This window comes from Parapedobacter defluvii (assembly GCF_014642075.1).
GTDB classification, from domain to species: Bacteria; Bacteroidota; Bacteroidia; order Sphingobacteriales; family Sphingobacteriaceae; genus Parapedobacter; species Parapedobacter defluvii.
On the sequence record NZ_BMIK01000029.1, the window covers coordinates 13,394 to 33,720 of the forward strand.

Here is a 20,327-nt window from a genome sequence, read left to right on the forward strand (position 1 = left end):
TCTATAAACCCATGAGGCTGCCTTAAAAGACAGCCCCATGGGTAAGATAAAGGAAAACGGGGCCTAAAACGTCAACAACGAGGTAACGGGCAGGTGATCCGATGGGTAATGGTTATCGTTATAGACATCGGAAATGACTTTGTAATCTTCGACCTCGAAATGCGGTGTCAGGAAGATATAATCGATGCGATTTTTGGGCTCACCCTGGAAAATGCCCCCGCCTAAGTTGGTGTTTTCCACTCCCTGCCGGGGTGTCTTGCTGCGGTCGTACGCATCGTGGAGTAATGTTTTTATGGCTTTAATCTGCGAGGTTTCAACCGTGGAATTGAAATCGCCCACGCAAATGGCCGGGGCTTCTCCGGCGATTTCCTTGACTTTCCGAACGAGCACCGGGCCTGACTCTCTTTTGGCTACCTCTAATCGCCAGTAGAAATGGACATTGAAAAAGAAAAATTCCTTGCCGGTTTCTTTCACCTTGAACTTTGTCCAATTGCAGATGCGCCGGTCCGTAGCATCCCAGCCAATGCTAGGCTCATCGGGAGTCTCACTGAACCAGAATACACCGCTATCCAGCACTTCAAACAAAGCGGTACGATAAAAGGTGGCGCAGTTATGCAAATCGCCCTTACCACCGTAGGGGTAACCGACGTAATCAAAGCCCGGCAGCATGCCCTTCAGATCGGCCAATTGATTGGCGTGGCCTTCCTGGGTGCCGAATACGTCGAATTGATGGTTGCGGATCACATCAGACAAGGCTCCTTTGCGTACGTCCCAACCGTTGCCGGATTGCTTATCGGCGTCGGCGTCGTAGCGTATGTTGTAAGTTGCTGCACGGAATTGTGTTTTCTCCGTGGAAGGTTGTTGTGCTTCGCTCGTGGAATCTCCGCAGTTAAAGAAAGCGAAACACAGCGTGAATAGATATAATAAGCTCGTTTGCATGATATTGTTGTTTTGAAAGTTACGCTAAAATTCAGTTAACATCCCACCACAGTTTGAAATTAATATCGTCGCCCCCCATCCGATCGATCGCACTTTTGTAATTTTCGGGGTTATAAATTTGTTGTATGCCTGGATACAGCAACCGGGAAGGCATGACTCCATCGTTGAGCATGGAGTTTGTTTTGGGTAAAACGGGGTATCCTGTTCTGCGGTATTCTGACCACTGCTGGAAATCTGTAAAGTACAGGGCGAGGTATTTGTGCAGCATGATGCGTTCCAAGCTGCCATCGTAGGTAGCCAACGGCCTAAGAAAATAGGCATCGTCGATATTTTCTCCCGTGACGATGTTAATGGCAGCGCGGATACCCGCTTTATAGAAATCTTCGGCACCGGTTAAGTAGCCCCGCTGTGCCAGTTCTGCTTTTATAAACGAAACCTCCGCATACGTAAGGATGGGTATCTGCATGGGCACAACCACTTGCTGGTTATTCATGTAAGATGGTGAGTATGAGAATGAAGCGTCATCGTAACCGCTGGGGATGCCCTTGTAACCAATATCAGCACCCTCTGCCCTGGCCTGGGTGACAAAGAAGGGCCGTCTTGGGTCGTCAAGTTCATTGAGGATATCGATGAAAAAGGCAGCCACGGAATGCTGGGTACTGAAGTCAAGCGCGCGTGACCACGGTGAGATATTGGGCGTAATGCCCGTTACCTGTAGGATGACCGACTCTTGGACATTTTCTACGATGGGCGACGCCGCGGGATTTTCGATGATGGAAACCATCTTGGCATAGGCCGAAGGGTCTACATCGGATATCCGCAGCAAAAGCCGTAGGCGCAGGGAATTGGTAAATTTCTGCCACAGATGGGTGTCATTTTCGAATAAAATATCGGTGCCGTAAGCCATGCCGGTGGCGTGGTCATACAGGGAGTTGGCGCGTTCCAGATCTGCCAGCAACTGGGTGTAGATATCCTGCTGGCTATCATACACGGGTTGCAGAATGCCGTCTTCGGCCCGGGAAGCCTGAGAAAAAGGTACATCGCCGAATACATCCGTCAGGTTGGCATAGATCCATGCCCGCAGGGTCAGCGCAATGCCGATATAATTGGACGCATTTTCCTTTTCAGCGGCTTGGAGCATCTCGCTGACATTTTTTGCCCATTTGTAAGATGCATCCCATTGCGAAAGCCCTGTATTTTCGAGGATCTCATAGCGGTGTACTCCTCCGTAGTATTGTGGATAATTGAGTTGTACCTGCATGAGCTGACAAGTGATGTTATAATTATTCCGCAGATTGGTCGACGCCATATTGTAAATGATTTCATTCAATAGGGTGCCGGGGCTTATCTGATCGATCAGATTGGGATTCTTATTGATCGTGTCAAAATTCCTTTTACATGCTGCCGATAACAATACAATGAGTGTTAGGGTCAGTAGCGTAATCCGTTTCATTCTTAGAGAATTTATGATGATTGCTGCAGGTAATTTACCGCGCATTGTGTTAAAAATCTATTTTCAAATTACAGCCATAAACAGCGGTGTAGGGCATGGGCGTGATTTCCAATCCGGGGATAAACACGGTGCCGTTCATAGTGCCTGCCTCAGGATCAAACATCGGGAACTTATCGAACACGGCTAAATTTCTGCCGAATAGGCTGAGGGAAAGGCCGTCGATACGAAACCGTTGAAGGTGCCGCTTGGGAATCTGATAGCTGAGCGATACTTCGCGGAGTTTGATGAAATCGGACGCGAACACGCCGGCTTCTGTGGTTTGGTGAACCTGCCCGTAATACGCCTGAGGATCGGCCTGGACGGTGTTGGGAGTATAGGATCCATCCGGATTTTTCACAACCCCATCGCCAACGATGAATCCTTCATCCCGCCCGGGGATGGTATTGGGCAGCGTGCCGGCCCAAGACGCACGATTATAGGTGCCCGAGAAGATGAGACCGCCATACTGCCCATCCAGCGTAAAGCTTAAACGTATATTTTTATACTTCAACGTGCTGGTTAACCCCGCTTTCCATTCGGGAGCGGTATTGCCGATGTATTCGGGTACGCTTCCGCGTGTGGGCACACCATTGGCAAAAACAATATTGCCGTCCGGATCGCGGATAAATTTGGTGCCCCAGAGGTCTGACGTGCTTCCGCCTACCGTGGCAATGAGATGGCCCTGCCAGACGGTGGTCAGCGTTTGCTGCTCAAGGTTGTCGGTCAATGCCATGATTTTATTGTCGTTGGTTGCCCAGTTGCCGATAACCGTCCATTCCCAATCCGGGCTTTTAATGGGCGTACCGGTTACTACCAGTTCCACCCCTTTGTTGCGCACTTCGCCTGCGTTGATGACGCGGTTGCTGTAACCGGCCACAATATCTGCGGGCAGGGCCAGGATTTGGTTTTCCGTACTGGATGAATAGTAGGTTGCATCGACGCCTAAACGGCTGTTAAACAGCTTAAGGTCAATCCCGGTTTCCCAACTTGATGTGATTTCGGGTTTCAGGTTGGTGTTGTGCATGGTACTGGGTACCTCCGCCGAACTTGGAAAGCCGCTTTGGCTGTAATACTTGCTCGTCTGATAGGGGTCGGCATCGCTCCCCACCCGCGCGTAGGAGGCGCGGTACTTGAGATAGCTTATCTGCTGCGGAAGTTGGAACAGATCGGACAGGATGAAGCTTGAGGTGGCCGATGGGTAGAAATAGGAATTGCTATTGGCCGGCAAGGTGCTAGACCAGTCGTTACGGCCGGTCAGATCGAGAAAGATCTTATCGCGCCAGGAAAGGGATGCCATGCCGTACAGACTATTGATCTGCCGCCTTACATCGTTTGTGGTTACCAACGGATTGTTTACGCCATTGGCCAAACTGAATACCGTAGGAACGATGAGGGCATCCACCGACGACATGACGTTGCGGTGATCATAAGACATCCGGCTTCCGCCGGCCATCACATTGTAATGGAAATCGTCTCCAATGACGTTTTTATAGCTGGTCAGGAAATCCATGTTGATTTCCTGGCTGGCCACATCCTGGCGACCGTAGTAACCGCGGGGGTGTTTCTTGGAGGAATAACCACGCTGGGTTTCCCGCAGCTGGGTCAGTGAATTCATGGATAAACGCCCCATGACATCCCAATTTTCTGAAATCTTGATATCTGTTTTTACGTTGCCCACAATCTGGTTGCTCGAGAGGGGATTTTTGTCTACATACATCAGGAAATAGGGATTGCTGGACCACGCCGAAAAGGGATTCAGCTGCTCCAGGTTTTCTTTTCCGTTCTGCCAAATGGGCTTGTACCAATTGATGTCTACACTGGGCATGAGGAACATCATGAAATAGCCCAATGACCCATTGCTGATTCCAAAAGCGGGTAAATTATCACTCGTGCGGTTGTTGTAGTTGAGCGATGTGGTCAGTTTGACGCGCTGCGTTACTTGATAGTTGCCATTGAAGGAAATTGTATTTTTCTTGAATCCGGTATTGGGCGCAATGTAATTGTTGTCGGTATGGGCAATATTCAATCGCATTGACCCTTTATCGTCGCCGCCCTGGAACGACACGGCATTCTCAAAAGTAGATCCCAACCGGAAGAAATCTTTCATGTTGTTTTTGTAGGGACGCCATAAGGTCCTTTCGGCTCCCTGTGCCTGCGTAACTGGGTCGTATTGGTAATAATATTGACCCTCGAACTTAGGGCCATAAGCCTCCGGGGTATTGGTACTGGGGCCGTCTTCCGAGTCGCCGAAGGAGTAATACGGGTTGCCGTTGGCATCTTTGCGGCTTGTGCCACCCGCGCCGTATTCATATTGATAGTTGGGCCAGTTTATAATATTGTCCAGCAGGGTTGACGAATAGAACGTAATTCCTAATTTTTGGTTCTTTTGCCCGGATTTGGTTGTAATGATCAGGGCACCATTTGCGGCTCTGGAACCATAAAGTGCGGCTGCAGAAGGCCCCTTCAATACTGTCACACTTTGGATGTCTTCCTGGCGCAATTCGGATACCGCATTGCCGTAGTCTACGGGGGCTTCGGTGCCGTAGGCTGCGCCGACATTGTTGCCGTATGCGGTGGTCTCTTGATCCATGGGTACGCCATCGATGACAATAAGTGCGTAGTTGCTTCCGGGATCAAGTGATGTGGCTCCGCGCAGCTGAATACTCTGGGAGTTGATGGGGCCGGTACCTCCCGAAATGATGTTCAAGCCTGCCACCTTGCCTTTCAGTCCTTCAGACCAGTTGCTGGACACAGCGGATGATAATTGCTCAGCATTGAGTGTCTGCTGGGCGTAGCCTAACGCTTTTTCTTCACGCTTGATACCCAGTGCGGTGACGATCACTTCGTCGATGTCGCTTACCGTCTGCTGGAGCAAAATGTTGAGGGTTCGTCGGTTTCCTACGGATACTTGCTTTGTCGCATAACCCACATACTTGAATATCAGTACATCTTCGGGCGAGACTTGTATGCTAAACCGCCCCTGCTCATCGGTGATGGTTTCCAATGCCGAATTTTTTACCGAAATGCTGACACCTGCCAACGCCGTTCCCAATGAATCTTTTACCTGACCCGTAATGGGCTGTTGTGGCTTTTCGACCGGAAAGCTTTCGGCTGCTTCGATATGTCCGCTCCGTTTTGTCCGCTCCCGGGAAATCAATATGTTTTTTCCGGAAAGGGTGTAAGTCAAATTTTTATCTGCCAATAGCAGATCGAGAAAGCTGGACAATGGCATGTTGCGGACCGAGATGGTTACCGGGGGTAATTCTTCCAGTAGTTTGTTGTTATACAAAAAGTTATAACCCGTCTGATTCTTGACGAGCTGGAGAATAGCAGCAATCTCTTTGTGGTTGGTATGAATCGTTACGGTTTGTGACAGACTCTTTGCACTTATATGAAGCGCACATACAAATAATAAAAAGGACAGTATTTTCATCCTCAAGGTTATTTGTTTCAATGACAGGTAGTTCTTCTTTGCTTTTAAAGAAGTCAACTGGTTTTGCATAGTAAATTTTGGAAATAGAACCCTACTCCCGATACTTAGCCTAAAAATTGTATATCCTTTTTAGTTTCCCTAAGTTTGCAGTGTTCTGATAAATCAATTTGTTAATTATTCCTAGTTTAACAGATCTGATCTGGACATTTTTATGGGGAAGTGGTACCAACACTTCTCCATAATTTTACCTATGTCGTTCCTAATGCGTTTTGCTCATGTTCATTTAGATTAATGGATTATTAATTTGTTAGACACCAATTCCAGATTTACGCCTGATCCTTTTAGAAATTCGGCCACGATTTCGAAATCTACCGAACGGCTCAATTGACCGGTGAAGTGTTCCTGGGGGATTTTGTTTCTATATTCGACTTCCAGATCGTACCAACGTGCTATTTGTTTTGCTACTTCCTCAAAAGGCGTCCGGTTGAAGTTAAATTCGCCTTGTTTCCATGAAATTGCCTGTTGTACATCACCCGGTCCGATTCCCAGTTGCTTTTCTTTGCCGGCAACAGCGGCTTGGCCCGGTTGCAACCTGAAACGGTCGTTACCCGTTCTGCCGCGCACTTGCACCGAACCTTCAACGAGGGTCGTTATGTTCAGCTCGTCGTCGGAATAGGCCTTCACATTAAATGTGGTGCCTAATACGGTTATTTCCTGGTAATCACTCTTGACGATAAAAGGCCTTCGGGCATCATGTGCCACTTCGAAATACGCCTCACCGCTAATTTCGACCAGGCGCCGGTCTGTTGCAAATTCCGGCGGAAACTTCAAGGTGGAATTGGAGTTCAGCCAGATGCGGGTACCATCGGAAAGCGTAATCTGATACTCACCGCCTTTGGGTACAACTAAGTTAAGCTGTTGCGTTTCCAGAAAAATGTTGTCGGCAACGGTCTGCCCATCGGAATAGAACATACCTTCATTGGTAACAAGCAGCCCGCGCTCGTCTACTATTTCTTGTTGAAGTCCATTTTCGGCTAGTAAGACCGCTTTCTTTGAGCCGGGCGTAACCTCGGTAACCTGCTCATCGTAAGGGGTAGCTTGCTGGTTAAGAAAGTAAAGACTGCAGAACCCGATAACGACAATTGAGGCAGCGGCAGATAGCCAGGCAATGTGCCGCTTGCGGGTCTTGCTTTTTTGAGAAGTCATCCGATCCAGGAGATCCTGGAACGACATGGAACTGCCTGATGCCACATAATCTGCCCACTCCGGCTCGGATGTGATGGGCCGATTGGGAGAAAAATCCGCCAGGAGTTTACGATATGCCGGATGATTGGCTGCCCACCGTTGCAGTTCGTGCAGTTCATCAGGGGAAATATCGTTTTGGCGATATTTATTGAGAAGGGTTAGTATGCGCGCTGTTTGATTCATCCTATTTAGTTACTTATAGAAACTAAATAGAACAGAAAACCTTACATAAAAAAAGTAAACAACCAATCTTTTTGTTGTTTGAAGGCTTTTTTTAAGGTAGAGATGGCCCGCGAATAATTGACGTAGACCGTGTTTTTGGACATTTGCAGGGCCTCCGATATTTCGGAATGGCTCTTGTTTTCATAGTGACTCAGCTGGATCACTTTTTGTTGGGTTTTGGGTAGTTTTTGGACTTCCTTTGCAATCATTTCCAACAATTCTGCTTTTATCTGTTTCGCGTAGCCTTCGGGGTCTTCGGTGAGCAAATCGTCCGGCAGCTCGGTTTCAAAATGCTGTCGTGCATAAGCAGAATTTAGAAAGGAAAGGCAGGCGTTTTTGGTTACGATATATAAGAAGGCTTTGATTTTTTCTTCGCTGTCGAAACCGGTTCGCTGCTGCCATAATTTAACAAAACTATCTAACACGATCTCTTCCGCTTCGACCGCATGATGTTTGAGAAGTGACTTGGCAAAATAATGAAGGGGTCTTTTATACGTATTAAAGTAAATTTCCAAGGCGGCGGGGTCTCCTGCTTGAAAATTTGCAATGATAGTTGAAAACCGATTACACATTATCCGTACGTTGAATGGCTCAAAGGTACTCCAATTGGCCGCGTGTGTCAAATTAAGTCTTTGTTAATAGGAGGTCTTTTCTTCGTTAAGCTTATTGGCTAAAATAACTGTCTGTAAATATCCAAAATTTTATTTACAACTTAAAACTTGTGAATATGCGGTTAAGCATCTACCTTTAGCTTGCGAATATAAACCGAATAGGAAGTTACAATGAATGAAATTAATAAATCAAAGCTATACCTTGCCGTGCTTATGATTGCAACCCTGCTGTCTTTCGCGGTTCTGGAAGGGTTGAAGAAAGCGGGGCAGCTTCCTGAGTTTCGTGACAATCATCGGCTATACCTGATTACAACGGGCGTGATCCTCGTCGCTCTGATCGGCGTGGTATCGGTGGCCCTGCGGCAACGGGATAAGGCGGAAGATTAGGTTATGCATTAACTGCGCAGCCAGCAAAATGAGGTGATATGGAACTGCTTTTTCTGAACATGGGTACAATGGAATTAATTATCGCGTTGCCGGTAATGGTATTCATGCTCTATTCGCTCTTTCACGCGGCCACAAACATGGGTATCCCGGGTTTACATCGGCTGATCTGGGGCCTGGTCATTTTATCGATTCCGATCTTAGGAAGTATCGCCTATTGGGTGATGGGGCGGAAGCCGGTGGGGCACCGATCATAGGAGGCATCACACACATCTGTTTATAAAAACTTTTCTCTTAATTTTAAAACTAAAAATTTTAGTATTATATTTGCTCTTACTACCTTGCATGGAAAAAGAAACCGGCAACATCGGGTATTGGAGCGATAATTCGTATTATCGGATATATTGCCGATATTTTTATTTATCGGATATATGGCCGATATTTGAAAAAAGATACATTGAAAATGAGCACTGTAGGAATATTAACAGGGGACATTATAAGTTCTCGGTCAAAACTTACCCATGAATGGCAACCCATGCTGACAAGCATTTTAAACCAGTATGGTAAAGAGCCAACTGACTGGGAGTTGTTTCGGGGAGATAGCTTTCAAATCCGTGTTGCTGCCGATAAAGCATTGAAGACGGCAATCCACATCAAAGCAGGAATAAAACAGATAACTCCGCTGGATGTAAGAATAGCCATAGGTATAGGTTTGGAAGACCATCCCTCAAACAGAATCACCTCATCGACCGGTAGCGCATTCGTTCTGTCTGGAGCATGTTTTGATGCCCTCAAGAAACAAACGCTAGCGATTGCGACGGCCGACAACCACTTAGATGAAGTGCTTAACCTTATCTTGTCACTCGCATCGTTGACGATGGACAATTGGAGTCCCGCAACTGCTGAGGCGATCCAAAACGCCATCGAGAATCCTAAAATGAATCAGGAAGCACTAGCTAAAAAGATGAAAAAATCACAAAGCAGCGTCAGCGAAGCACTCAAACGGGGAGGCTATGATGTGGTGATGCGGATGGAGCAATTTTTCAGACGCCAACTTATCGAAACATGATCACTTTAGGCTTAAAATTATTCCTTGCCCATGTTTTGGGAGATTTTGTTTTTCAACCCGACAAATGGGTAAAAGGCAAAACAGAAAAAAAACACAAATCAAAATATTTGTATTTACACGTCGCAGTGCATGCATTGATGCTCCTGCTGCTGCTAAAGTTTGATTTTTTTTACTGGAAAGCGTTTTTAACAATCGTTGCAAGTCACCTAATCATTGATATCATAAAAACACACGTATACGGCCGCGTAAATAAAAAGGTGCTGTTCTGGTTAGATCAGTTGATGCATGTCCTTTTTATCGGGTTGGCTGTCTACCTATATGAGCCCTACACGGTTTCGTTGCAACCACTACTTGCCAACGAAGTGCTGCTGTTTCTGTTGGCAACTGTATGTGTTACGTTTGTGTCTTCGATCGTTATTAAGCAATCGCTGTCAAGCTGGGGCCTCGAAGCACAACAAACAACACCGGAAGAATCAAGTCAACAGGAAATCGTGCAAAAATCTGAGAAAGATTCACTCACAAATGCGGGCAAATACATCGGATATTTGGAAAGACTCTTTCTTTTCTGCTTTATTTTAATGAACCAGTGGCAGGCGATCGGTTTTTTAATCGCAGCCAAATCAATTTTTCGTTTTAGTGATTTATCAACGGCTAAGGATAGAAAGCTGACCGAATATGTGTTGATTGGTACGCTGCTTAGCTTCGGACTGGCTTTGTTGATTAGTTTATCATACAAATACGGCAAACAATTTGTTAGTTGAGTTACCGGCTAACGCACGACAAGTTGGTGGGGACCGAAAACACAAGAAAAGCGACTAATTAATACGAAAGTTATGGCGACTATACTCAGATTGACTAAACTGAAATCGGGAGAACCGGTACGGATAAATTTTGATAACGTAGCGTACTATAAGGTTAAAGGCGAACATACAGAGATTATATTCGTTTCGCCTAAGTACCATGAACACACGCTCCTTGTTAAGGAATCGTTGGAGCAGGTGGATAGGTTGTTAGGGATATAAATTATATTTTAAAGCCGTTTTTCAACCGTGTCAGCCCTTCTTCGAGCAGGGAACGCGGGCAGGCAATATTGATGCGTAGAAATCCTTCGCCGGCGGTACCATAAAGTGTACCGGGGCTTAGCCACAACCGTTGTTCGCGCAGCAGCTTATCGGCAAAATCGGCGGAGGAAGAAATAACCGAACGGCAGTCTAGCCAGACTAGGTAAGTAGCTTGCAACGGGGTTACATTGACCTGTGGCAGGTGGGTACTGCAGAAATCCTTTAGGAAGGCAAAGTTTGCAGATAGATAGGTTTTCAGTGATTCCAGCCAGTCCTCGCCGTGTTCATAGGCGGCAACAAGCGCCTCAATGGCAAGGGGGTTCAGAAGGGTCATCTCCTGCATATCCAGCATATAGCGTACCTGCTTTCGGAGTGATTCATTTTCAGAAAACAAATAGGCGGCCTGTAGCCCTGCGATGTTGAAGGTTTTGGTGGGAGAGCTGACTGTAATGGATTGCAGGGCGGGGTCATGATCCAGCGATGCGAAAGGTACATGGCGGTACGGCTGGTAGACAAGGTCGGAATGGATCTCATCAGATACCACCACAACGTTATGCCGCATGCATATTTCGCCGATGCGTACCAACTCTTCCGCGGTCCAAACTCGGCCTACGGGGTTGTGCGGATTACTGAGCAGCAGTAGCTTTACGGCGGGATCTGCTGCCTTGCGCTCCAGGTCGTCATAATCCAGACCGTATACTCCCTCGTGCAGCCGCAGGTTGTTTTGGACGGCTTGACGGTCGCAGTGGGCAATGGTGGCAAAAAAGTGGTTGTATACCGGTGGCTGCAGCAGGATTTTATCGCCGGGGGCAGTCAGTGCCCGGATCAGGACGGATAGTGCCGGGACGACTCCGGTGACCGGAAGCAGCCAATCGGGATGCAGGGAAAAGCCATGCCGTTTTTTCCACCAGCCAATGATGGCCTCGTAGAATCGCTGCGGGGTTTGGGTGTATCCGAAAACCCCATGTGCCACGCGGTTTTCCAGCGCCTGCTGGATGGCGGGAGCAGCTTTGAAATCCATGTCGGCAATCCACATGGGAAGCACGTCGGGTTCGGCAGTGTCCCATTTAATGCAATCGGTGTGCTTACGATCAACAGGGAGGTCAAAATGATAATTCATCGTCATTTCTTGAAATCCAAATCGCCAAAGAGAAAATCTTGGGAATCGATGTCTAGTTTAAAGTGTTTTATTTTTTTATCGGTACCGCGCTCAAAGATTACTTTTCCGGGAGGTACAAAAGGGTCGTTAAATACAATGGTTAACGTGTCCTGGCCGCTGGCGTAGAGACAGCCGGAAAATGCCTCCTTAGCCGGAGCAATGTTTGACATATCCATAGGAGGTATCGGCTTATTTCGGATGTGCGGAAAGGCAGATCGATGACTTAATAGATCGATTATTGTCAGTTCCTTGGTAATCCATAGGTCGCTCAGTTTAAATTCGGGAAGGTATTGGATGACCTTATCGTCCCAGTTAAGTTTGTTTTCTTCAACGAGGATGCCGAGTGCTACGGCGGTGAAAGATTTGGTACAGGAAGAAATCGGAAAGACCGTTTGCGTATTGACAGCGAGTCCGTTGGAAAGGCTTGTGGTTCCGTAGCCCTTCTTAAAAATCACCTGGTGATCTCTGATGACGCCGATGGCAAGTCCAGGCATTTTGTAATCGACGACCTGTTTGGCGATAAAGTCATCTATATTTGACAGGTGCTGCTGTTGGGCGGGTGCCAGACAGGGAAGAACAACAAGCAGGACAGCGAAGAGGTATTTGCCAATCATTGATATCAAATATGATGATAATCTTATTCATATCCAATAGGTAATTCACTATGCGATTAACGTACGATTTCTTCTAACAGCCTAAGAGATTGTTAGGCAAGGTGTAGTAAATTGAGCTGGGGACCTGATGGGGGAGGTTTGGAAATCAAAGAGCGAGTATTACCTTAGCAAAATAAATGCATCTCATGCTCATTGTAACCTGTGCAATCCTTATTCGGGATGGCAGAATTTTGATTTGCCAGCGTAGCAGCGCGATGAATCTGCCGTTGAAGTGGGAGTTCCCGGGAGGGAAGGTGGAACCGGGTGAAGACGAAACGCTAACCATTGTACGTGAGATCAAGGAAGAATTGAACTTGGACATCGAAGTAATGGGGCGATTAAAGCCGGTGGAACACGATTATCCAACTTTCCGGATTCGCCTGATACCTTTTATGGCAAGTGTGACAGGTGGCGAGCTATTGCTTGAAGAGCACGCGGATGCTAAGTGGGTACAAGTGGATGATCTGGACCGGTACGATTGGGCGCCTGCGGATGTGCCGATTGTTGAACAGTTGAAATCGGAACAGGAAGGGTAGCAGAGGGGGCATCAATCACTTCATAGTTGAAAGAAGGGAACCATTCTGCGGAGATACTGGCCATTTTTGCATTGCTCGACGGCTGAATACAAAAATATCGGATTGGCAGAAATAGGTACGGACAACCTGTTGAACAAAGAGAAGGAAAGGCACTAGCTCTACTCGGGTATGGTGTAAATCAGACTTTTTCCAAAGCCAGAAGGCTGTGTATGTCCATGTATTGTAGTTTCGGAAAACAGTAGCTGCAACAGAAATAGCCCCTTATGCGCCTTATTTATCCAGGTGTAAGTCACAACAGTAGACGTATGTCCGCCGGATGGATGGGTTATATTAATCTCGTATGCACGCTTTATACGTAGGGTATTAGGAAATGTACCTGCAACGGTTTTTAATGTTCCGAAACCGTCCACTTCAACGGTTTGCTTTCCAACCAATACCTCGCTGCCGGCGGTATAACTGTAGCTGTCCGAAAACTTCGAACCATATGACATGGGAAATTTATAGGTTGTCTGTGGATCGTCGTAATGTGTTTTCAAACCATCGGCTCCCATCCCGCCGATGACGTTCAATTCATCGTCAGTAAGTTGATGAAAACTATATTCAATACCTGCCGCAGGGCCCTGAGCTGCGTATACACGGTTAGCCTCCGGGAATTCTGAACAAATTGCCTCACCAGGGCACTCGACGTCTTCAACTGTGGTTGTTATCGCTACCTCATCATAATCGGAAAAATCCCAGGTTACATCCGTACCGGAAGGCCCAGGCTCAATCTCCTTATTATACACATCAACGTGATAACTTGTGTACTTACCTAATTTAGCTATAAAATCGTCCTTTGTGATTACGTTATTTGCATCTGGCTCTGTATTGTCATCGTTTCCCTTATCACAGCCCGAGATATGAACACCGCAAATGAATAGGGAGACCAAGAAGTATATGTTAGCTTTCATAATCGAATGATTGTTTGCCAACAAAATTATGATAACCGAAGAGTTGCTGCAATCCCTATTAGTTAGGGTTTCCATTCTCCTCATTTTTTAGTAGTTCTTTCTTCGATACCTGGACTGTTGCCGCCATTGACCATGGTCCCATGCGGATATCACGCCCCGATACGTCCCACCTTTTCCGCGCCGTAAGTAAGCTAGTCGGGAAGATTCTTACGATCGTGCTGTTTAAGGGCAATCAGAATACCGGCATCCAGGTAACACGATAATCTTTTTTGAGGGATTTATGGAAAATATTGGCAATCGCTATCATTTAAGTAGATAAACTTTAACATCATGGCTGAATTGAACACCGGACGGAGGTTGCAACCCAGGGTTGACCTCACCGCGATGGTAGACCTGGCTTTTCTGTTGATCACTTTCTTTATGCTTACCACCAATATCAACAAGCAGCAGGCACTTGATGTGGCAATGCCCGATATTACGGATTCTACGGACTTTTCTCCTTTGGCAGACGACCGGACCATTACGCTGCTGCTAGGTGCCGATGGCCGTGTGGACTGGTATTGGGGTATGCTGGATAAGCCACTTGCGGGGCCGTACTCATCTAACTTGGGCAAAGGTGGTATCCGGGAAATACTGATGCAAAAGAAAGAAGAGGTGCCAAAGTTGACCGAAGGAGGAAAAGGGATCATTGTGGTGATCCGACCCAGTGCAAAGGCGGACTACCAAAGTTTGGTGGATATTCTGGATGAAATGAAAATCTGTGGCATTAGCCAATACATGATCGGAGAGATAAGTGCGGCAGAGGAGGCGATGGTGGCTTTATGATGTATAATAAGATCACATTACCTGTTTGATAACGTACTCCATGTTGTTGAACGTGAAACGGCTCTCCGCTTGCATACCGACCAAGCGGCTACCGATAGGAGAAGCGGTGGATACAACCCAGTAGGTGCGGCCCTCCACGTCTATGCGGCCCACGCTGACGGCAAGGAAAAAGATACCGCGGTTGGTTTCCACAAGGCTGCCCAATCTTGCCGGACCTGATTGTGGGCGCACATCCAAGGAAATCAGTACTTGGTCCATCCGCTCCGCATCTGCCAGCAGTTGCTGATGGCGAGCAATTTCCTGCTGCATCATTTCACGTGTGGTTTCAAATTTATCGCCTGCGCTGCTTTTGGTGTCATCGGCGGCGGCATCACTGGCCGAAGCAAGGGCCTGTTGCGCATTGGCTATGCGTTCACCCACGTAGCGCTGACAAGCGGCGAGAAGGGCGGTTTTGAGGGCATGGTAATGATTGTCCACGTTTATTCAAGTCAAATGTTGCTGTTACCCGCAAAATACGAGCCGAGTTTGAAACTGCTGTTTAACGGTATGAGGGAAATACCGGCTGAATTTATATTTTTACAGCCATACTATTACAGGAAAATATGGCATCAGGTTTTTTTGCGATTCTGGACGATATAAGCGCTTTGATGGACGATGTGGCCACTACGGCGAAAGTGGCGACCCGCAAAACGGCTGGGATATTGGGAGACGATTTGGCGGTCAATGCGGAAAAGGCAACGGGTTTTCTGGCCTCGCGGGAATTGCCGGTGCTGTGGGCCATCACCAAAGGATCGTTGATCAACAAGCTGATTATTGTACCCATTGCACTGGTGCTTAACGTATTTCTTCCGGTTGCCATAAAGGTTATCCTGATTTTGGGTGGTTTTTACCTGGCATATGAAGGGGTTGAAAAAATTATAGAATATCTCTTTCACCGTCCGAAAGAAGGCCATGAGGTGGTTGAGGAAAGTAATGAAAGCCGCAACGGTGCAGAGAAGATAAAGATAAAATCGGCTGTGACTACCGATTTCATTCTGTCTATTGAGATTGTGATCATCGCATTGGGAACCGTTTTGGAAAAAAGTTTATCGATACAGATCCTCACCGTTTCGGTAGTTGCCTTGCTGGCTACCGTGGGGGTATATGGCATCGTAGCACTCATCGTCCGGATGGACGATGCCGGCTTCAATTTGATAAAACGTACCCAGAATAAGGGGTGGCTCGCCAAGTTGGGGCACCTGTTGGTAAATTTGCTGCCGGTGGTGATCAAGTGTTTGGGAGTAATTGGCACCGTTGCACTGATTTTGGTTTCGGGCGGTATATTCGTCCATAATATCGACTACCTACATCATATGTTAGCTACGTGGCCTTCGTTTCTTAAGGAAATGGCGATCGGTTTCGTGGCAGGGCTGATAGCCGTTGCGATTTTGACAATTGGCAAAAAAGTGTTTTTCCGTGGCTGAATTGATATTGCGCCGATTTGAAGAGGTTGATTTCGACTGGCTGCAAAGCTGGGTGACTTCACCTGAACTACTGTTTCAATTTTCCGGTGAGCGATTTTCCTATCCACTTAGTCTTGAACAGCTTACAGAATACCGTGCTGAGTACCCTGACAGGCGGATGTATATAGCATGGGTGCAGGGGCAGCCTATGGCATTTGGTGAGATCATCCCGCAGGATAACGGCCGGCCCAGGCTGGGAAGGATTCTGGTGGGGAATCCGGCTATACGTGGAATGGGGATAGGTGCCCGTTTTATTACAGCATTGGTGGATGAATGCGGACGGTTATATGATTGCGATGCTGTGGAGTTAAACGTGTGGGATGAAAATATATCGGCCATACGCTGTTACGAAAAGGTAGGCTTTGTCTTTCAGGCAGATGACCGGACGGTGCTTTCTGCTTTCGGACGTACTTTCAATATCCACAAGATGGTGAAGATGCGATAGGTGGGAATTTTTCCTGCGTGGCAGCTGTGACTTGATCTTCGGCTGCGGCAATCCTGAATCGGGATATCCGAGCCGGTTTTTATTTCATGCATTGCTGTATAGAAAAAATAGCGAATCACGCAAACGTTTGATATTGCGGAGGCTATTGATTTGGGGCGTTACAAAGGTTACATTTGAAAAGCATGGCAGGATACGCTATATTTAGCTTGTTATATGAACCGCTATTCAACATGTACGGATGCCGAACTGACCGACTTACTCCGGAAGGGAGACGGTGCTGCATTTGCGGAAATCTACCAGCGATATAGCCCTGTTTTATATCGACATGCCTATAACAAGCTGCGGGATAAGGAGGAAGTGCGTGATCTAATCCAGGAACTTTTTATCAACCTGTGGGATAGACGACAGGATATTGTGCTTGCATCGAGCCTCTCTTCTTACCTTTATGGTGCGGTCAGAAATCGGGTGATCAACGTTTTTGCCCACCAGAAGGTAGAAGAACGGTACTTGGCTTCTCTTGTTGATTTTGTGGAGGCCGACCAGGTCACTGCGGATCAATGGGTGCGCGAGCGTGAATTGCGTGCACAGATTGAACGGGCCGTGGCTTCCCTGCCGCGGAAAATGAGGGAGGTGTTCGAGCTGAGCCGCATCGAACACCTGAATCATAAAGAAATAGCTGAGCGACTGGATATTTCGGATCAAACGGTCAATAAGCAGGTAAAAAATGCCCTGCGTATCCTCCGATCCAAACTGGGAGCTTTCCTGTTCAGCTTTTGGGGAATCTTTTGATAAGCTAGCCGAGTTTGGCGGCTAAGCTGGCTTTGTGCTTGAGGTATTCCTGTACATCCCGGGTATAGGCGCTCATGGATTGTGCCACCTGTGCGGCAAGTTCCAAGGTTGCGTTTTTACCCAATTTGGCCTCTACGAGTTTGTAATATTCATATTCCTCCAAACCTTTCCGGATATTTTCCATCCGGATGCTGCTTAGCGGACCATCGGTGCCTGGATAGATCAGCAACCCATCGCCGTGTAGCCATTTATATTCTTCGGTCGGGGTAGTTATGGACATATCAAGTTTTAGGGGAGTGTTCCTGCTGATGGGTCTAGGCGTTTCCCATTGGCCCTTGTTGTATTGATTGACTCCCCAGTATAGGAAACCGTCAAACCGCTCGTGATAGGCCATGGCACTGAGTAGTACCCGGGTCTCGATGAGCGCATTTTCAATACGCCAATTGGGCATGGGATGATAGGGCTGCAGCGAAATATACCCCCATACTTTTTTGCCGGCCGCACGTAATTGATCGGCAAAAGGATTGTTATAGATGCCATCGGTTATGTGTAATACCAGAATGTCGACGTGTACCGCTTCGAGCTGTGCCAGTGATTGGATGTGCATTGATGTCGTCGCGATTGGAATATCGGGATACCGACTTTTGATGTGCGCATGCACGGCTTTCATCGTGTCAAAATGCTCAGGTTCGTTTTCGTCAAATCCATAGAACACGCCCTTGCCGCCCGCTGCGGCACCGGATGCGATGATGGCATCGATGTATCTGCGGTTTTCTTCAAACCGTTGGATGAGCACCTCAGCCGGGGCGTTGCGGTCTTCCCACGTGACAGTAATGGGATAAATGACAAATCCATTGGTTTGCCCATTGTAGTGTACATATTCTTCGGGAGTAATCCGGTAGGCACCATCCGGCCCTTGTAGGTCAATGTAAAGATCGGTAGGCATGATACGCCGCTCGGCCAGAAAGTCCAACCAATTTTTGCGTATTGCCGTGGGCAGCCCCGGGTAAACTTTTGCCAGGTACTCCAAAGCAAGAGAAAACAACGAGGGAAGCGAGGGAACGGCTGGGATGGAGAATCCGTAGACGGTAGCTTCAATATGGATGGTCTCTGTATGGGGGCCGATTTCCAGCTCCACGGTACCTTGGTAGGTACCCGCCGGCGTGCCGGCAGGTGCATGTACCGTGACCCAAATGCTGTTTGACCAGTTTTCAATTAGATGGGCGTGGTCACGCGTTAGCAACGGATCGGGATACCATCCCGATAATTTGCCGGAGACATCAGCAGGGACCGGGTGTCCGGCGAAAGTGCTGATATATACGTAACCGACTTGATGCCATGTGTGGCCACTGATGCGATTGCTGCCACTTACCAGGTCATTCACAGTGACACTTACCCGCTCAACGGTGGTTTCTGGCCGGATTACGATCTGGAAGCATTCAGTTTCGTTGCCTGCAATGCCGAACGTGACCGTATCACTTTCCGGCAGGATGTCTTCAGGCATGATCTTTACAGCACCCGATGCGGTTGATATCCGGTAATTTTTGGGTTGGGTACCGGTGTCGGCCGGTTTGGTCTGGGTGCGCTTTGAACAGCTGATGCTATCGGCCCCAAGCACGGCGGTACTGCAACCGAGGAAAGTAGACGCTTTGATAAATTCCCACCTATTCATAGACTTCCTCCCTCACGATTTTACGGATGCTGTGGTTGTTGGCATCTACGATATAGACGCTACCGTCAGGACCAACGGCCACACCGGTTGGGTTATTAAATCTGGCCTCCTCCAACGATCCGTCTACGTAACCCCGTTCGGGGGCTCCGGCAAAGGTGCTGACTTCCCAGCCGCGCGGATTAATCTGACGGATGCACTGATTGGTATTATTGCCCCCATCGTCGTACCACGGGCCGCCGTAGGGACCGGCATCTCCGGCTACAAACAACATGCCTGTGACGGGACTGATGGCTATACCCCAAGGTCTATCAAATTTTGCGGATGCTCCCGGTCCATCTTCCCAGCCGGTCTGACCGGGCATACCGGCGATGATTGTCGAAACGCCGGGACCGTCTACAACAGATTTCAGATCAAGACGGTGGATAACCGATTTTCCGGTCTCTACTACGAAGAGAATACCTTCCTCGTTGATGGCTAAGCCGCTTACCCAGCCCAATCCCTGAAGTACTGTGGTGAGATTGCCGCTGTCTTCTACACGGTAAATAGCTCCATTCGTCAGCGACGATACAAGGACTTGGTTATTACGGGGATCGATGGCGATGCCTACAATGTCTCCAACCCCTGTAACGGTGGAAACCGTACCTTCAGGTGTAATTTTTCGGAGTTTGGCATTCCATGTATCGGCGACAAATACGTTATTGTCTTGGTCTACGGCTACGTCAAAAGGTGTGTCGAACTGGGCTTGATCTGCACCGCCATCGGCATAACCTGCCACCCCTGTTCCGGCAAAGGTTGATACCTCGCCTTGAGGGGTAATCTTACGGATGCAGTGGTTGCCGGCATCCGCCACGTAAACATTGCCCTCAGCATCTACGGCTAAGCCCGGTGCCCGGTCAAAGCGAAACTGCGCTGCACTGCCCGTACCGTCAGCATAACCCGCTTGCCCACTGCCGGCCAGGGTGGTAACCCGCCATTGGAATACGGGGGGAAATTTGAATGGCACTGTGCTGCTTCCTTTCTGATTGCCGATCTGCACTTCGACCAACCCGGTTCCTGCCCCTTCGGGTACAGTAAGTAAGATCCGCTCGTGATTGATGCCGGTGACGGTGGCCCGTGCACCGTTTACCGTAACTACCACACCGGTGGTGTCACCGGAAAAATTACGACCGAAAATCATCATCTCCGTACCTCCTTGCCCTTCTTCAGGGATAAAGCGGTCAATGACAATGGGAGTGCCGGGGTTGTGTCTGGGCAAATCGTTCTGCTTGCAGCCGGTTATCCCAAGAAGGATGACGAGCCATATATATAGTTTGTTTATCGTATGCATTTTGTATTCCTTT

20 protein-coding genes are annotated in these 20,327 nt (G+C 47.9%); 9 read left to right on the top strand and 11 right to left on the bottom strand.

Annotation, left to right across the window (positions count from 1 at the left end; genetic code table 11):
• Positions 1-63: 63 nt before the first annotated feature.
• From IEX60_RS23190 to IEX60_RS23210, 5 genes are all read right to left on the bottom strand, one after another.
• Complete coding sequence (locus tag IEX60_RS23190) at positions 64-939, bottom strand: endonuclease/exonuclease/phosphatase family protein (RefSeq protein WP_188753787.1); 876 nt, start codon at positions 937-939, stop codon at positions 64-66.
• Positions 940-970: 31 nt separating this feature from the next.
• Positions 971-2,392, bottom strand: a complete 1,422-nt coding sequence (locus IEX60_RS23195; RefSeq protein ID WP_188753788.1) for a SusD/RagB family nutrient-binding outer membrane lipoprotein — start codon at positions 2,390-2,392, stop codon at positions 971-973.
• A 49-nt stretch (positions 2,393-2,441) separates the two neighbouring features.
• The gene (locus tag IEX60_RS23200) at positions 2,442-5,864 is read right to left on the bottom strand and encodes a SusC/RagA family TonB-linked outer membrane protein (protein WP_229717751.1); all 3,423 of its coding nucleotides are present in this window, start codon (positions 5,862-5,864) and stop codon (positions 2,442-2,444) included.
• A gap of 288 nt (positions 5,865-6,152) precedes the next feature.
• Positions 6,153-7,292, bottom strand: coding sequence for a FecR family protein (locus tag IEX60_RS23205; RefSeq protein ID WP_188753789.1), 1,140 nt, complete (start codon positions 7,290-7,292; stop codon positions 6,153-6,155).
• 41 nt (positions 7,293-7,333) lie between these two features.
• On the bottom strand, positions 7,334-7,903 hold the full coding sequence (locus tag IEX60_RS23210) for an RNA polymerase sigma factor (protein WP_188753790.1): 570 nt from the start codon (positions 7,901-7,903) through the stop codon (positions 7,334-7,336).
• A 210-nt stretch (positions 7,904-8,113) separates the two neighbouring features.
• Between IEX60_RS23210 and IEX60_RS23215 the strand changes: the two genes are divergently transcribed.
• The 4 genes from IEX60_RS23215 (at position 8,114) to IEX60_RS23230 (ending at position 10,156) form a co-directional block, all read left to right on the top strand.
• Positions 8,114-8,329 carry a hypothetical protein gene (locus IEX60_RS23215; protein ID WP_188753791.1) on the top strand — a complete coding sequence of 72 codons (216 nt, stop codon included), beginning with the start codon at positions 8,114-8,116 and terminating at the stop codon, positions 8,327-8,329.
• A gap of 38 nt (positions 8,330-8,367) precedes the next feature.
• Positions 8,368-8,583, top strand: a complete 216-nt coding sequence (locus IEX60_RS23220) for a PLDc N-terminal domain-containing protein (protein ID WP_188753792.1) — start codon at positions 8,368-8,370, stop codon at positions 8,581-8,583.
• A 185-nt stretch (positions 8,584-8,768) separates the two neighbouring features.
• Positions 8,769-9,395, top strand: a complete 627-nt coding sequence (locus tag IEX60_RS23225; RefSeq protein WP_229717752.1) for a SatD family protein — start codon at positions 8,769-8,771, stop codon at positions 9,393-9,395.
• On the top strand, positions 9,392-10,156 hold the full coding sequence (locus tag IEX60_RS23230) for a DUF3307 domain-containing protein (RefSeq protein ID WP_188753793.1): 765 nt from the start codon (positions 9,392-9,394) through the stop codon (positions 10,154-10,156). Before IEX60_RS23225 ends, IEX60_RS23230 begins: the two co-directional genes overlap by 4 nt.
• Positions 10,157-10,418: 262 nt before the next feature.
• Here the strand turns inward: IEX60_RS23230 and IEX60_RS23235 are convergent, their stop codons facing one another.
• Together IEX60_RS23235 and IEX60_RS23240 are read right to left on the bottom strand one after the other, a co-directional pair.
• Positions 10,419-11,576, bottom strand: a complete 1,158-nt coding sequence (locus tag IEX60_RS23235) for a MalY/PatB family protein (RefSeq protein WP_188753794.1) — start codon at positions 11,574-11,576, stop codon at positions 10,419-10,421.
• A 2-nt stretch (positions 11,577-11,578) separates the two neighbouring features.
• Positions 11,579-12,229: a serine hydrolase domain-containing protein gene (locus tag IEX60_RS23240; RefSeq protein ID WP_188753795.1), complete on the bottom strand. Its 651-nt coding sequence runs from the start codon at positions 12,227-12,229 to the stop codon at positions 11,579-11,581.
• 185 nt (positions 12,230-12,414) lie between these two features.
• Between IEX60_RS23240 and IEX60_RS23245 the strand changes: the two genes are divergently transcribed.
• Entirely contained in the window at positions 12,415-12,804 is a 390-nt protein-coding gene (locus IEX60_RS23245; RefSeq protein WP_188753796.1) for a (deoxy)nucleoside triphosphate pyrophosphohydrolase, read from the top strand.
• 158 nt (positions 12,805-12,962) lie between these two features.
• On the opposite strand, the gene IEX60_RS23250 is transcribed toward IEX60_RS23245, so the two are convergent.
• Complete coding sequence (locus IEX60_RS23250; RefSeq protein WP_188753797.1) at positions 12,963-13,754, bottom strand: hypothetical protein; 792 nt, start codon at positions 13,752-13,754, stop codon at positions 12,963-12,965.
• Positions 13,755-14,084: 330 nt separating this feature from the next.
• Between IEX60_RS23250 and IEX60_RS23255 the strand changes: the two genes are divergently transcribed.
• Positions 14,085-14,579 carry an ExbD/TolR family protein gene (locus tag IEX60_RS23255; protein ID WP_188753798.1) on the top strand — a complete coding sequence of 165 codons (495 nt, stop codon included), beginning with the start codon at positions 14,085-14,087 and terminating at the stop codon, positions 14,577-14,579.
• A 12-nt stretch (positions 14,580-14,591) separates the two neighbouring features.
• Here IEX60_RS23255 and IEX60_RS23260 read toward each other — a convergent pair whose 3' ends face one another.
• On the bottom strand, positions 14,592-15,056 hold the full coding sequence (locus IEX60_RS23260) for a 3-oxoacyl-ACP synthase (RefSeq protein ID WP_229717755.1): 465 nt from the start codon (positions 15,054-15,056) through the stop codon (positions 14,592-14,594).
• Between the two features lie 125 nt (positions 15,057-15,181).
• On the opposite strand from IEX60_RS23260, the gene IEX60_RS23265 reads away from it, so the two are divergent.
• From IEX60_RS23265 to IEX60_RS23275, 3 genes are all read left to right on the top strand, one after another.
• On the top strand, positions 15,182-16,042 hold the full coding sequence (locus IEX60_RS23265; protein ID WP_188753799.1) for a DUF808 domain-containing protein: 861 nt from the start codon (positions 15,182-15,184) through the stop codon (positions 16,040-16,042).
• On the top strand, positions 16,035-16,526 hold the full coding sequence (locus IEX60_RS23270; protein WP_188753800.1) for a GNAT family N-acetyltransferase: 492 nt from the start codon (positions 16,035-16,037) through the stop codon (positions 16,524-16,526). The genes IEX60_RS23265 and IEX60_RS23270 overlap by 8 nt, the downstream gene beginning before the upstream one ends.
• Before the next feature lie 213 nt (positions 16,527-16,739).
• On the top strand, positions 16,740-17,315 hold the full coding sequence (locus tag IEX60_RS23275) for an RNA polymerase sigma factor (RefSeq protein WP_188753801.1): 576 nt from the start codon (positions 16,740-16,742) through the stop codon (positions 17,313-17,315).
• A 4-nt stretch (positions 17,316-17,319) separates the two neighbouring features.
• Here the strand turns inward: IEX60_RS23275 and IEX60_RS23280 are convergent, their stop codons facing one another.
• Both IEX60_RS23280 and IEX60_RS23285 read right to left on the bottom strand, forming a co-directional pair.
• A complete protein-coding gene (locus tag IEX60_RS23280; RefSeq protein ID WP_188753802.1) occupies positions 17,320-18,987 on the bottom strand; it encodes a DUF4091 domain-containing protein in 1,668 nt (555 codons plus the stop codon).
• The gene (locus tag IEX60_RS23285; RefSeq protein ID WP_188753803.1) at positions 18,980-20,314 is read right to left on the bottom strand and encodes an IPT/TIG domain-containing protein; all 1,335 of its coding nucleotides are present in this window, start codon (positions 20,312-20,314) and stop codon (positions 18,980-18,982) included. Before IEX60_RS23285 ends, IEX60_RS23280 begins: the two co-directional genes overlap by 8 nt.
• Between the last annotated feature and the right edge of the window lie 13 nt (positions 20,315-20,327).

Bases quoted from the DNA above. Each gene is read 5' to 3' on its own strand.
- IEX60_RS23215 (WP_188753791.1), top strand. From the start codon at position 8,114: ATGAATGAAATTAATAAATCAAAGCTATACCTTGCCGTGCTTATGATT.
- IEX60_RS23235 (WP_188753794.1), bottom strand. From the start codon at position 11,576: ATGAATTATCATTTTGACCTCCCTGTTGATCGTAAGCACACCGATTGC.
- IEX60_RS23190 (WP_188753787.1), bottom strand. From the start codon at position 939: ATGCAAACGAGCTTATTATATCTATTCACGCTGTGTTTCGCTTTCTTT.
- IEX60_RS23250 (WP_188753797.1), bottom strand. From the start codon at position 13,754: ATGAAAGCTAACATATACTTCTTGGTCTCCCTATTCATTTGCGGTGTT.
- IEX60_RS23245 (WP_188753796.1), top strand. From the start codon at position 12,415: ATGCTCATTGTAACCTGTGCAATCCTTATTCGGGATGGCAGAATTTTG.
- IEX60_RS23275 (WP_188753801.1), top strand. From the start codon at position 16,740: ATGAACCGCTATTCAACATGTACGGATGCCGAACTGACCGACTTACTC.
- IEX60_RS23210 (WP_188753790.1), bottom strand. From the start codon at position 7,903: ATGTGTAATCGGTTTTCAACTATCATTGCAAATTTTCAAGCAGGAGAC.
- IEX60_RS23285 (WP_188753803.1), bottom strand. From the start codon at position 20,314: ATGCATACGATAAACAAACTATATATATGGCTCGTCATCCTTCTTGGG.
- IEX60_RS23195 (WP_188753788.1), bottom strand. From the start codon at position 2,392: ATGAAACGGATTACGCTACTGACCCTAACACTCATTGTATTGTTATCG.
- IEX60_RS23200 (WP_229717751.1), bottom strand. From the start codon at position 5,864: ATGAAAATACTGTCCTTTTTATTATTTGTATGTGCGCTTCATATAAGT.
- IEX60_RS23220 (WP_188753792.1), top strand. From the start codon at position 8,368: ATGGAACTGCTTTTTCTGAACATGGGTACAATGGAATTAATTATCGCG.
- IEX60_RS23280 (WP_188753802.1), bottom strand. From the start codon at position 18,987: ATGAATAGGTGGGAATTTATCAAAGCGTCTACTTTCCTCGGTTGCAGT.
- IEX60_RS23265 (WP_188753799.1), top strand. From the start codon at position 15,182: ATGGCATCAGGTTTTTTTGCGATTCTGGACGATATAAGCGCTTTGATG.
- IEX60_RS23230 (WP_188753793.1), top strand. From the start codon at position 9,392: ATGATCACTTTAGGCTTAAAATTATTCCTTGCCCATGTTTTGGGAGAT.
- IEX60_RS23205 (WP_188753789.1), bottom strand. From the start codon at position 7,292: ATGAATCAAACAGCGCGCATACTAACCCTTCTCAATAAATATCGCCAA.
- IEX60_RS23255 (WP_188753798.1), top strand. From the start codon at position 14,085: ATGGCTGAATTGAACACCGGACGGAGGTTGCAACCCAGGGTTGACCTC.
- IEX60_RS23240 (WP_188753795.1), bottom strand. From the start codon at position 12,229: ATGATTGGCAAATACCTCTTCGCTGTCCTGCTTGTTGTTCTTCCCTGT.